The organism is Pseudarthrobacter sp. TRD_SC_9 (assembly GCF_055361265.1).
This window is the reverse complement of the sequence record NZ_CM143956.1, coordinates 3,338,885-3,351,352: the sequence shown is the minus strand read 5'-3', so window position 1 is coordinate 3,351,352 and position 12,468 is coordinate 3,338,885. Positions and strand designations below refer to the sequence as shown.

General features: G+C 62.8%; 10 protein-coding genes and 2 pseudogenes. 6 read left to right on the top strand and 6 right to left on the bottom strand.

From position 1 onward, the window contains the following. Positions 1-58 precede the first annotated feature (58 nt). Positions 59-1,048: a TIGR03086 family metal-binding protein gene (locus ACWA13_RS15695; protein WP_463935104.1), complete on the bottom strand. Its 990-nt coding sequence runs from the start codon at positions 1,046-1,048 to the stop codon at positions 59-61. Beyond that, positions 1,048-1,398, bottom strand: a complete 351-nt coding sequence (locus ACWA13_RS15690; protein WP_463935103.1) for an ArsR/SmtB family transcription factor — start codon at positions 1,396-1,398, stop codon at positions 1,048-1,050. Before ACWA13_RS15690 ends, ACWA13_RS15695 begins: the two co-directional genes overlap by 1 nt. Before the next feature lie 202 nt (positions 1,399-1,600). Between ACWA13_RS15690 and clpB the strand changes: the two genes are divergently transcribed. Next, complete coding sequence (gene clpB / locus ACWA13_RS15685; protein ID WP_463935101.1) at positions 1,601-4,252, top strand: ATP-dependent chaperone ClpB; 2,652 nt, start codon at positions 1,601-1,603, stop codon at positions 4,250-4,252. Positions 4,253-4,533: 281 nt separating this feature from the next. On the opposite strand, the gene ACWA13_RS15680 is transcribed toward clpB, so the two are convergent. Together ACWA13_RS15680 and ACWA13_RS15675 are read right to left on the bottom strand one after the other, a co-directional pair. Further along, complete coding sequence (locus ACWA13_RS15680; protein WP_463937952.1) at positions 4,534-5,076, bottom strand: IclR family transcriptional regulator; 543 nt, start codon at positions 5,074-5,076, stop codon at positions 4,534-4,536. A gap of 54 nt (positions 5,077-5,130) precedes the next feature. After that, a pseudogene (locus tag ACWA13_RS15675) lies at positions 5,131-5,301 on the bottom strand (helix-turn-helix domain-containing protein); the annotation flags it as partial. A 146-nt stretch (positions 5,302-5,447) separates the two neighbouring features. Between ACWA13_RS15675 and ACWA13_RS15670 the strand changes: the two are divergent. The 5 genes and pseudogenes from ACWA13_RS15670 (at position 5,448) to ACWA13_RS15650 (ending at position 10,227) form a co-directional block, all read left to right on the top strand. After that, complete coding sequence (locus ACWA13_RS15670; RefSeq protein WP_463935100.1) at positions 5,448-6,155, top strand: CoA transferase subunit A; 708 nt, start codon at positions 5,448-5,450, stop codon at positions 6,153-6,155. 3 nt (positions 6,156-6,158) lie between these two features. Further along, on the top strand, positions 6,159-6,875 hold the full coding sequence (locus tag ACWA13_RS15665) for a CoA transferase subunit B (protein ID WP_463935098.1): 717 nt from the start codon (positions 6,159-6,161) through the stop codon (positions 6,873-6,875). After that, positions 6,872-8,041, top strand: coding sequence for an acetyl-CoA C-acyltransferase (locus tag ACWA13_RS15660; RefSeq protein ID WP_463935096.1), 1,170 nt, complete (start codon positions 6,872-6,874; stop codon positions 8,039-8,041). Before ACWA13_RS15665 ends, ACWA13_RS15660 begins: the two co-directional genes overlap by 4 nt. A gap of 76 nt (positions 8,042-8,117) precedes the next feature. Then, a pseudogene (locus ACWA13_RS15655) lies at positions 8,118-8,558 on the top strand (aminotransferase class III-fold pyridoxal phosphate-dependent enzyme); the annotation flags it as partial. Between the two features lie 694 nt (positions 8,559-9,252). Next, positions 9,253-10,227 (top strand): nucleoside hydrolase, encoded by a 975-nt coding sequence (locus tag ACWA13_RS15650; protein ID WP_463935095.1) that lies wholly within the window; start codon positions 9,253-9,255, stop codon positions 10,225-10,227. Between the two features lie 86 nt (positions 10,228-10,313). On the opposite strand, the gene ACWA13_RS15645 is transcribed toward ACWA13_RS15650, so the two are convergent. Together ACWA13_RS15645 and ACWA13_RS15640 are read right to left on the bottom strand one after the other, a co-directional pair. Further along, positions 10,314-11,768 (bottom strand): DUF1593 domain-containing protein, encoded by a 1,455-nt coding sequence (locus ACWA13_RS15645; protein WP_463935093.1) that lies wholly within the window; start codon positions 11,766-11,768, stop codon positions 10,314-10,316. Next, entirely contained in the window at positions 11,768-12,397 is a 630-nt protein-coding gene (locus tag ACWA13_RS15640; RefSeq protein WP_463935092.1) for a TetR/AcrR family transcriptional regulator, read from the bottom strand. Before ACWA13_RS15640 ends, ACWA13_RS15645 begins: the two co-directional genes overlap by 1 nt. Positions 12,398-12,468 lie beyond the last annotated feature (71 nt).

The following is a 12,468-nucleotide window of genomic DNA, read 5'->3' as shown; positions in this document are numbered from 1 at the left end:
CGGTGAAAATGCTGCGTTTCTGCTGCTGCTGATGTGAGGGGGAATGCTGCGGGCGAAGTCAGGCTCCCGCGGGAACCTGATCCAGCGTGCGGCCGGTGAACGCAACGAGGCGCTCCAGGCTTCCGGCGGTATCGTCCACTACGGTCTCCTCTGCGAAGCTGCCATTCCTGCGAACCTCCGGGCTGATGGTTTCGCGGGCCAGCTTCAGAACATAACCGGACAGCTCCGGTGCCACCTCAAGGGTACGGCCGGTGGCGACGCTGAAGTCCCAGGCGTGGACCAGGAACTCGAGGTTCAGGATGTTCGCAGCCAGGGTTGCGGGCAGCTCGGCGAACCCGATGTCCACGGTGCCGTCGAGGCCGCGGGCGGCGAATGCCTCGAGGGTGCGCTGGGCCAGTTCTGCGATCCGTACCTCGGGCGTTGTTGAAGAAGGCTGCACGCCTGTCACGCCTAATGCCTTGGCGATCCCGCTGACCTTACCCTCCAGATGATCAACCAACTGCGCCACGTTGAAGTCCTCGCAGGGTGTCTGCAGATCCATGTCCGCCTGAGTCAGGCCGGCAAGGACGCGCTGGGCGATGGCAAGTGTAGCGTCGGCGCTGATGAGCCTGTCCAGCTCGCCCAGGGTCCACGGATCCAAGCCGGCGTCGCCGGTGGTAGCGAGCGTGACCAGACGGCCCAGGTAGTGGGTCCAGCCTTCGGCGTGACCGGCTTCGTCTTCCGGCTCGAGTCCGTCGTGGCGCAATGTGACTGCCGTGCCGCCCTCGGTTTCCTCCAGGGTGATGGCGATGGTGGAACCTCCCGGAACTACAGGAACTCCGGGCTCGGTCCAGTCCCAGGTGAAGACGATGCGCTTACCGGCCTCCACTTCGGTGAAGGTGCCGATCGCGGACTTGCCCGGGACGACGGTCCAGCGGAATTCACCGCCAACGCGCAGGTCCACGCGGGCAGCAACGGTCTGCCAGCGGCGGAGGCGTTCGGGCTGGGTGATGAGGTCAAAGGCGGCATCCGGGCTGACGGGGATGATGACAGTTTTGGAAAAGGACATCAGAGTTCTCCTGGTTGCGGGGTGTGCGGATCTTGGGGCTTCGATTGATTACTGCTGTTCAGTGCCGCGGCATCGGCCACGAGCAGGTCCAGTTCATTGGTCCAGAACGAATCAAATGCCTGCCGAAGCCGGGCCATCCCGGCTTCCTCGAGGCGGTAGAACCTGTTGCGCCCGGATTTTCGTGCCGAAACCAGGCCAACTTCCGCCAGGAGCAGCAAGTGTTGCGAAATCGCGGACCTGCTGACCGGGAAGGCATCAGCCAGTTCGGTGACGGTGGATTCGCCACGGGCCAGCAACTGGAGTAGACGACGCCGGTTGGGCTCGGCGGCGACTTCCAGTAGATCGAGCATGGTTAATACGTTAGCCAGCACTAACGCATTAAGCAAGAGTCACGCAAAAGAACATCCCCCGGCAGCCGGGCGCGCCAGCGCTTTGGCAGGTAACGCTGGACAGAGAGTTCGCCCTGGGCAAACATGGCAGGGGGAGGCGTTCGGAAAAAGTTGAGCGTAGTACACTCAAGTTAAAGATTTTGTGTCCCGAAAGGAGCTCTCATTGGACGTCAAATTCACCACCAAGAGCCAGGAGGCTCTTTCGGCGGCAGCCATGAACGCATCGACCGCCGGCAACCCGCAGGTGGAGCCCGCCCATCTGCTGAAGGCGCTGATGGACCAGCGCGAAGGCGTGGCAGTGGCCCTGCTCCGCGCCGCCGGTGCTGATCCTGACGCCGTCAGTGTCCAGGCCAGCAACGCGATCAAAGCCCTGCCCGCGAGCTCGGGAAGTTCCGTCCAGCAGGCGCAACTGTCCCGCCCGTCGCTGCAGGCGATTCAAACAGCGCAAACGGAAGCCGACCGCCTCGGTGATTCCTTCGTCTCCACCGAGCACCTGCTGCTGGGCCTTGCAACCGGAAGTGACGGCGTCGGGCGGTTAATGTGCGACGCCGGAGCCTCCCATGAAGCACTCCTCGCCGCGCTGCCAGGTGTCCGTGGTGACCGCAAGGTCAACTCCCCGGATCCTGAGAACACCTTCCAGGCGCTCGAAAAGTTCGGCACCGACCTCACCGCAACGGCGCGCTCCGGCAAGCTGGATCCGGTGATCGGCCGCGACTCGGAAATCCGCCGCGTGATCCAGGTGCTGAGCCGGCGCACCAAGAACAACCCCGTGATCATTGGCGAGCCAGGGGTGGGCAAGACGGCGGTGGTCGAAGGCCTGGCCCAGCGCATGATTGCCGGTGATGTGCCGGAGAGCCTGCGCGGCAAGACCCTGATCGCCCTGGACCTTGCGTCCATGGTGGCCGGCGCCAAATATCGCGGCGAGTTCGAGGAGCGGCTGAAGGCTGTCCTGGAGGAGATCAAGAACTCCGACGGGCAGATTGTCACCTTCATCGATGAGATCCACACGGTAGTGGGGGCAGGTGCCACCGGCGATTCCTCCATGGACGCGGGCAACATGCTCAAGCCCATGCTGGCCCGCGGCGAACTGCGGTTGATCGGTGCCACCACTCTGGATGAGTACCGCGAGAACATCGAGAAGGACCCTGCTCTGGAGCGCCGCTTCCAGCAGGTCTACGTGGGCGAACCCAGCGTGGATGACACCATCGGCATCCTCCGTGGACTCAAGGAACGCTACGAGGCGCACCACAAAGTGGCCATCGCTGACTCCGCCCTGGTTGCAGCTGCCACGCTGTCCAACCGGTACATCTCCGGCCGCCAGCTGCCTGACAAGGCGATCGATCTCGTCGATGAAGCGGCGTCCCGGCTGCGGATGGAGATTGATTCCGCTCCGGAAGAGATCGACCAGCTCCGCCGCGCCGTCGACCGCCTCACCATGGAAGAACTGGCGCTTGACGGCGAAAAAGACGCCGCTTCCGTGGAACGGCTGGCAGCCCTTCGTGCTGACATGGCGGACAAGAAGGAACAGCTGAACGCCCTCAACGCCCGCTGGGAAGCCGAGAAGGCCGGCCTGAACCGGGTGGGTGACCTGAAAGCCAAGCTGGACGAGCTGCGCTCCACGGCTGACAAGGCACAGCGTGAAGGTGACCTGGAAACGGCATCCCGTGTGCTTTACGGGGAAATCCCCGCTTTGGAACGTGAGCTGGACGCAGCCGCACGGGCCGAAGCCGAGGTGACTGACAAATCCGGACAGATGGTGGCAGAGCAGGTCACTGCGGACGACATCGCCGAGGTCATTTCCGCATGGACAGGTGTCCCCGCAGGCCGCATGCTGCAGGGCGAAAGCCAGAAGTTGCTGCATATGGAGCAGGAGCTGGGCAAGCGGCTGATCGGCCAGTCCAAGGCAGTACAGGCAGTCGCCGATGCCGTCCGCCGCGCCCGTGCCGGAATCAGCGATCCCAACCGGCCCACTGGGTCCTTCCTGTTCCTTGGGCCGACCGGTGTCGGCAAGACCGAACTGGCCAAGGCGCTCGCGGACTTCCTGTTCGACGACGAACGCGCCATGGTGCGGATCGACATGTCCGAGTATTCGGCGAAGCACGCCGTGGCCCGCCTGGTCGGTGCGCCTCCCGGATATGTGGGCTATGAGGAGGGCGGCCAGCTAACCGAGGCAGTCCGCCGTCGTCCCTACTCCGTGGTGCTGCTGGATGAGGTGGAGAAGGCCCACCCCGAGGTATTCGACATCCTGTTGCAGGTGCTGGACGATGGCCGGCTCACCGATGGCCAGGGCCGTACCGTGGACTTCCGGAACGCCATCCTGGTCCTCACGTCCAACCTGGGCAGCCAGTTCCTGGTGGACCAGAGCCTGGATCCGGCCCGCAAGCGGGACGCAGTCATGGCCACCGTGAACGCCTCTTTCAAGCCGGAGTTCCTGAACCGGCTGGACGAGGTGGTGCTGTTCGACGCCCTCACCGTTGATGAGCTTGCCCGCATTGTGGAGATCCAGGTGGCCGAACTGGGCCGCCGCCTGCACGAACGCCGACTTACTCTCGAAGTGACCGAAGGCGCCCGTGCCTGGCTGGCCATGTCCGGCTTTGACCCGGCTTATGGTGCCCGTCCGCTGCGCCGGCTGGTACAGCGCGAAATCGGCGACCGGTTGGCCAAGGCGATCCTCGCCGGTGACATATCGGACGGCGATACCGTTTTGGTAGATACCGCTGCCGACGTCGACGAACTCACCGTCGAGGCCCTGGCAAACCCGACGGCGGCAGCCACCCTGGGATCAGGCCTTTCAGTCACGCGGAAGGCTGGTTAGGGGAGCACGCTTCCAGGTCACGTCGCCGGAAGGCGGCAGGCCAAGCGCCGCCCGCGCGACATCAGAACCGGGGCCATTGTCAGATCTGGCTCTAAGACTGCTCGCTGGCCATGTGCAGGAAGTGCCTTCCGGACCCTACTCGGACGCTCTTTTCCCTGCTGCCTGATGTCAGGTTGGGGTGTGCCCCAACCTGACGCAATCTCGCCCGTGAGCCAAAAATCCCCGGACTTATCGAAGCTGGCTACATGGGCCGAAATGCGGACCAGCAGTTTGAGCCGGGTTCACCTTCTGATCTTTTCGGATAAAGCGTGAGCGTGGTGCAGCAGCAGGCGCCCCAATATGGGCCGACGTTCCGGGGAGAAACGGGCTTCTATCCCGGTAACGCTTAATGCCCATGCCGGTTGCCCTGCGCCGTCAAATACTGCTGCCCCCATGCCCCAGCTGCCCTGGACCACCAATCCGGGATTGGTTGCGTACCCCGTCACCCGGGTAGCTTCAATCCGCTGCCGGACCCGGTCAGCGGTGTGCTCGGGACCACAGTCATCCTCCAGGTCTGCGCGGGCAAGGTACCGTTCCACCGCGTCCCCGGGCAGGAAGGAGAGGATGGCCAAACCGGCTGTTGCGACGCCGAGCGGGAATCGTTTGCCCTCGTAGAGCACGAATGACCGGATAGGAAAGCTCCCGTCCTGCCGCAGGACGCACACAGTTTCATCCCCACGTCGAGCGGACAGGAAGGCACTCTCTCCGGTCTCGTCCGCCAGGGCACGAACGTGTTCCCTGGCCACTTCGGTGATGTCATAGCGCTCGGCAGCAACGGATCCCATGAGATAGAGTTCCGGCCCCAGGTGCCAACGCCCGGCCTTCGAGTCATGGTCTAAAAAGCCTTCGGCCACCAAAGATGAGAGCAAACGGTGCGCTGTGGGTCGGGCCAGAGCGGTGGCGCGTGCCACCTCAGATGTTCCAATCCCCCGCGGCATTGCCCCACTAACCGCCCTAAGAATCTGACCAATACGGCCTACCACTTGGGCGCCAGGAATTGTTTCCACCATGTCTACATTATGGACGATGCCTTGCTCTCCGACCACATCGCGAGCAATCTGCCCTAAATATGGGAAGTCGATTGACCGTCTGTTGCTGCTATGACTACCGTCAACCCTACGTGGCAAGGGCCATATAATGGACGGCAGGACAAGACATGACATCGAAAATTTGGAGCAGTGCCACCGAGGCGCTATCCGGGAACATCAGTGACGGGATGGTCCTGGCGATTGGCGGCTTCGGCCTTAGCGGAATCCCTCGGGACCTCATTGAGGCCGTCCGCGATAGCGGTGCCCGGGACTTGACTATCGTTTCAAACAACATGGGTGTCGATGGGAAGGGCCTTGGCCTGCTGCTGGAAAATCAGCAGGTTAGCAAAGTCCTGGCTTCCTACGTTGGTGAGAACAAGCTTTTTGCAGAACAGTACTTGGCCGGATCGCTTGACGTCGAGTTCGTCCCGCAAGGGACTCTTGCCGAGCGGCTGAGGGCAGGCGGCGCCGGAATTCCTGCCTTTTACACTCCCACCGGGGTTGGCACGCCCATTGCCGAGGGCAAACCCGAGGCTGAGTTCGACGGCCGCCGGTGCATCCTGGAACGCGGCATCGTAGCGGACATCGCCCTGGTGCGCGCCCATCAAGCGGACAGCGAGGGAAACCTGCGTTACAGAATGACCGCCCGGAACTTCAACCCCCTCGTTGCCGCGGCCGGTCGTCTGACCATCGCTGAAGCCGAAGAAGTGATTGACGGCTTCCTGGATCCCAACGATGTTGTGACGCCCGGTGTTTTCGTGCAGCGCGTTGTTAGCGTCGCCAACCAGACGAAAGACATCGAACAGCGGACCGTTCGCGTCCGCGCGGAGGTATAGCCCATGTGGACACGAGATGAAATGGCGGCCATCGCCGCAGCAGAACTCGAAGACGGCCAGTATGTAAATCTGGGTATCGGGATCCCCACCTTGGTCGCAAACCATCTGCCCGAAGGCGTCAGGGTGACGCTGCAAAGCGAGAACGGGCTACTGGGTATGGGTCCTTTCCCCTACGAAGGTGACGAGGACGCCGACCTTATCAATGCTGGCAAGCAGACGGTCACGATAATGCCCGGCGGCAGCTTCTTCGATTCCGCTGTTTCCTTCGGCATGATCCGAGGCGGACACGTCCAGACTGCCATTCTCGGCGCCCTGCAGGTTTCCGGGTCAGGAGACCTGGCCAACTGGACCATTCCGGGGAAGCTCGTCAAAGGCATGGGCGGTGCCATGGATCTGGTAGCCGGCACACCACGGGTCATCGTGGTTACAGACCACGTCTCCAAAGACGGCACCCCGAAGATCGTCGCGGAGTGCGACCTTCCGCTGACCGGGGTAGCTGTAGTGGACCGCATTATCAGCGACCGGGCCGTCTTTGACGTGGTCGGCGGAGGCTTGGTGCTGCGCAAGATCGCGCCAGGGCACACCGTTGCTGAACTTCGGGAACTGACTGGCGCGGCATTCAAAATCGACCTCGACATTGACGCTTTAAACGCTGGCGGGACCTCCGCGCCGGCAGGGGCTAAAGCGGCTGCCTCGCAGCCAGTTGGGGCTGGAGCATGAGCGCGCTGATTGCCGGTTACGCCAGGACTCCGTTTTCCCGGTTTAACGGGCGCTTGGCCTCCGTCCCGGCAACAGTCCTCGGCGCCCATGCCATCACCGCAGCCCTGCGCCGCGCTGGTGTGGATCCGACCGAAGTACAGCGCGTGATCGCCGGGCATGTCCTGCAGGGCGGAGCAGGCCAGAACCCGGCCCGGCAATCTGCCGTGGCCGCCGGCATCCCTCTGAATGTTCCGGCTATGACTCTTAATGCAGTTTGCCTCTCCGGAATGGAGGCTGCCGTCGCTGCCGCACGGCTGATTGACAGTGGTGAGGCAGAAGTCGTCGTAGCCCTTGGCCAGGAATCCATGTCACTGGCACCGCACGTATTCAACGCGCGGACGGGCCAGAAGTACGGTGCCCTCGAGATCGTGGACACCCTGGAGTTCGATGGTCTCACTGACGCTTTTGAAAAGCGCTCGATGGGAATGTCCACTGAGGATGGAAATGCCGATTTTGGTCTGGACCGGGCCCGCCAGGACGCCTGGGCGGCCTCCTCACACCAACGCGCTGAAAACCACACTGCTTTTCATGCAGAAGAGATCGCCCCGTACACGCTGGCTTCACGCGCCGGCGAAACCGTTATCGCCGACGATGACGGGGTGAGAAGCGGAACGACCGTAGAGTCACTAGGAAAGCTGCGTCCGGCCTTTAGCAAGCACGGCACAATCACGGCGGGCAACTCCTCGCAGATCACGGACGGAGCCGCGGCCTTGGTTTTGGTAAGCGAAGCAGCAGCTGAAAGACTCGGCCTTTCGCCCCTCGCAACCGTGCAATCCCACGCGCTGGTGGCGGGGCCAGACGTACGCCTGCACGACCAGCCCGCCCAGGCCATCCTGGCCGCACTCAAAAAAACCAGCACCGGGGTTGAGGAGCTGGCCGCCGTAGAGATCAACGAGGCGTTCGCTGCCGTCGCCGTACAGTCAGCCCAGACCCTGGGAGTCAACCCGAACATCGTCAATACCCGCGGTGGGGCGGTCGCTCTCGGCCACCCGATTGGCGCTTCAGGTGCACGCATCATCGGCACACTTGCCCGTCAACTTGCCGACCTTGGGACGGGACGGCTGGGTGCCGCAGGCATCTGCGGCGGCGGCGGACAGGGATCCGCAGTTATTCTCAGGTCCCTTTAGGAGGCCAGTCCGTGACTGTCCGCTCCAAGCTGGCACCTGAACAACTAAACAGGCCCACCCGGTACGGTCAAGGCGTTCAAGAGAGATTGCTGCAACGTTCGACGAACGCGTCTTCCCGGGCGGCTTGACCTACTCCGGGCACCCGATAGCCGCTGCCTCCATCGTCGCCTCCATCGAGGCTTTCGAAGAAGAGGACATCATCGGGAACGCTGCACGCATCGGCCGGGACCACCTCGAGCCGGGCCTGCAGGCGCTTGCTGAAAAACACAGCGTCATCGGTGAAGTCCGCGGGCGCGGTGTCTCCTGGGCGCTGGAACTCGTGCAGGATCGCGCGACCCGCACGCCCGTCACAGCCGAATACATGGGCCGCTTCAAGGCCGAACTGTTCGGGCGCGGACTGCTGCCGTTCATCGCCGACAACCGCATCCACGTTGTCCCACCAGCCGTCGTCACCGCCGAGGAGGTAGCCCAGGCACTCGCCTTCTACGACGAGGCTTTGACCGCAACCAACATCTAGGCCAGTTCCACAGGGCGTTGAATCCCCGCTCAGGCATCAGCCCTGCGGGGATTCAACTACTCATATTTCTGAATGTTCTAGCGATGATAGCCGCCTAGACTAGCCCGAGCCATGCCCCGTAGCTAGACACAAGCCAGCCTAGGACTTCATCAGAACTAACTCGGCTCAAGAGCTCCCGCTGCCTACTCCGCGCCCTTTTCAAACGCCGAAATGGACCTTCCGTCAGGCTGCTGGTCTTTGGGCTGCGGCATATCGACAACGCCGGCAGGGGCCTCAGCGGGATGCAGCTACACATGCCCAGTAATGCGATGCTCAATGCTCCCTATCATCATCAACAGAGGGTCACAATCATGTCGGAACCGGCAGTCCGCATACCCAATCGTGCTGGTGCGAAGCTCCGAGAAGGTCGGGAGGCGTTCGCCTCTGAAAAACTGATCGTTGACAAGGATGGCTCTCCCATCGTGGTTGCTGGAGTGACGGGAGGCGGAGCGCATGGGTGCCTACGGAGACCGGGATTCTGAAGAGAATTTGACGAAATGGCAACCGGTTGCAAAAATGGACGAAGCGATTCCCCGAGGGTGTAGTTGCTCAGGACAGCAAAGAGCCAAGCCCTCCGCGAGGGGGCGATTCGATTCTTTGCTCGGTCAGATTCTGTCCAACAAGGCGCCACTGGCTGGCGCATAGGAGACCTTTCGTGAACCAGCTTGCGCCGGGGCTCGCTGCACATGTTGTGCCGCGAGCTCGCGTCCTGATCGATAACGACTTCTCAGGTGATCCAGACGACCTTTACCAACTCGTACATCATTTGCTCTCGACGTCGGTGCAAGTTATCGGGATTATCGGTTCGCACCTCAGCGTTGACGACATCTTCGATCCCTCCGACCGGCAGGCCGAGAATGCGGTTCGCATAGCCGAGGAGACCCTGCAAGTGCTCGGCATGGCGGGTACCGTGCCGGTGTATCGCGGAGCTTCTGTCGCCCTGACGGACGGGATGACGCCGCAGCCTTCAGACGCAGTCGATGCCATCCTGGCCGAGGCGCGGAAGGAGGGCGAACTGCCCCTCTACTTTTGTGCGGGCGCCGGGCTGACTGATCTCGCCTCGGCACTGATGATTGACCCATCGATAGCGGAGCGGATGACATTGGTCTGGATCGGCGGGGCCGAGTACCCGGACCTTGCCAGGCCGCCGGCCGGCGCCACCGACGTTGAATACAACCACGACATCGATCGCGAGGCGGTCCGCTTCGTCTTCAACGAGACCACTATCCCGATCTGGCAGTTTCCGCGAGACGTGTACCGTCAGGCGCTGATGAGCCACGCCGAACTCGAAACGCGGGTGGCGCCCTGCGGGCCGGTCGGGGCCTATCTCGTCGAGGCGCTCGCTACGGTGATCGGCCGCGCGAGCTCCTATGGCGTGAAGTCGGGGGAGACGTACGTGATGGGCGACAACCCTTTGGTGCTGGCGACGTCCCTGCAATCAGGGTTCCAGCCCGACACGTCGTCGAGCGCCTTCCAGGTCCGTCCCACCCCGGCGATCGATGAGAACGACGCCTACGCCGGCGTGAGCCCGACGCCGCGGCCCATGCGCGTCTACACCAAGATCGACACGAGGCTGATGTTCGAGGACTTCTACGCTCGCCTGGCTCTACACGCGTCCCGAACGGAGTAGAGGCCGGAATCAGCGGGGGCTGGTCGGAGTCACAGTCCGGCTCAGCTCCCGACGCACCATTCGAGCGGGGATGGATCGGGAATTGGCTACACCACCGTGATGACGACTCGCGCGTAGGCGGTTAGTGGCATATCCGCGTCTTCAGTCACTTCGAGCAGCACGTGCAGCGACTCGCCCACGACGGCGTCGGCGGGCACAGTGACGACAGCATGGGCGGCGTCGGCGTTCTCGATGGCCGCCGCTGTGCGTACGGTTCCTGCTTCCCTGTAGTGCCACCACCGGTACAAGAGCGAGTCCCCGTCCGGATCGGAAGCTTCTGCCTGGAGTTCGAGCCTTTGCCCGGGCGAGGCCGTCATATCGAGACCGGTCATGACGTCCACCACGGGGTGGTGGTTGACCTCCTCAAACTTCGGGGTGACTGACCACCGCATGCGGGCAGCGAAATCCTGTTGCGCCACGCGGAACCACCGGGTGAGCGTGTACTCCGGAGGCGTCGAGCCGTCGGCGGATGACTCTTCGGCACCCTTCAGTGCCCAGGTGTCCGGGCCGTCCTGGGTGCGGATCGCGCGTCCACCCCAGCCGCCGAAGGTCGGATGCTCGAACCCGCGCAGGCCGTTGCTGATGAGATTGAGCATGTTGGTCGTGTCGCCCTCCGAGATCCACTCTCCGGCGGGCGGCGGATCGATCCAAACCCTGAACCCTTGGGCCGTCAACTCGTCTCGCGAGTAACCGCTGAGATGGAAATAGTCGCTCGGATCACCGGGCACCATCTGCCGCCCGGCTCCCGCCACGCGGTAGAGAGCGCCCAACGGCCCGATCGAAGTGACGTTCTCCCGCATCCACTCCGCCCCGATCAGGTAACGGTCGTCAGGCAGGAGCACGTACCGAATCGGATATCCCCAGGTGGCGGCCATGACGTCGGTGACGCGAATGTCAGGCCATTCGCGACGGATGTAGTCGTCGTAGGTCGCGTCCTGTGAGGCAAATTTCGTGATTACCGCCTTCCGGCTGACGCGTGTGCGCACGTCGTCCCAATCTGCGCCACCCGAGTGTGTCTCCTCAATGGACCGTAAAGCTCGCGCGATGGTGCTGGTTCCGGCCCACACTTGCAGATGCAAGGGTTGCGGGTCGTCATCGAGCAAGGCCTCGGCGATCAGTCGAGATCCGGGGGAGTCGACGTCCATTTCGCCTTCGAACGAAATGTTGCCGGTGCAGATGACCGACCTGAGACGCTCCGGTTCGGGATAGCGAGAGTCGTGCACGGCGAGGTTGGGATAGACCTGCTCGTAGGCATCGACGGCGTCATCGATGAAGCGCTCACCTTGTGCCCACCGCCACGAGGTTTGCGGTTCAGAGTACTCGCGGTCCGGGAGTAGGAACTCCGTTCCGGCGCCGTCGCCCGCCCAGTGGTAGCGGCTGCTCGCGTAGATGAGCCCGTCGATGCACAGTTCGTTACTGTAAAGAAGTAGACGGATCATCGAGTTGAGATCGTCGAGTTCGGGATCCGCGGTGACGATCGTGCGCGGGAGGGGCGAGGTCATCAGTTTTCCTTGTAGGTTGCGGGTGCGGGCCTGTCGAGCGACACGAGGACGCTGTCCAGGTACCGGCGCGATAGCGTTGCTTGGCCGATCTCCGCGACGCCGTACAAGCGCTGAAGCTGCAGGCCGTACGCGAGTGCTTCATACATCTGCGCTGCTTCCGCGGGATCAACACCTGGGCGAAGGTCCCCGTCCTGCTCGGCTTCTTGGAACGCAGTGCGGATGGTAAGAAGCACGAGGCGGAACCGCTCGCGGAAGTACTCATGCGCGGGATGGTCCCCGATGGTCGCCTCTGCCGAAAGGATCGCAAAGAGCTGCGACAGCCCCCGGTCTTGCTCGTCTCGCTCGGCGATGGTCAGCAGTCCTCGCAGCACCTCGATCCCTCGCCTGCCCCGCAGGTGACTCACCGCGTCCTCGTCCCGGCGCCGGAGCACCTCTTCCAGCAGTCCGGCCTTGGTCGGAAAGTGGTGCAAGACCCCGGGTATCGTCATGCCCGCACGCTTCGCGATCTCACTCATCGAAGCGTTCAGATACCCATGCTGCGCGAACACTTCGAACGACGCGTCGAGGATGTCCTCGCGCCGCTTCGGAGTGTTCGCATACATACCGCGCTTGCCTGAGGTTGTGTGCATCTCTGTATCGTACCAAAACCTTCAACGAGTAAACACTTAACTGCATATAGGTTTTCGTGTTAAGCTCCCAT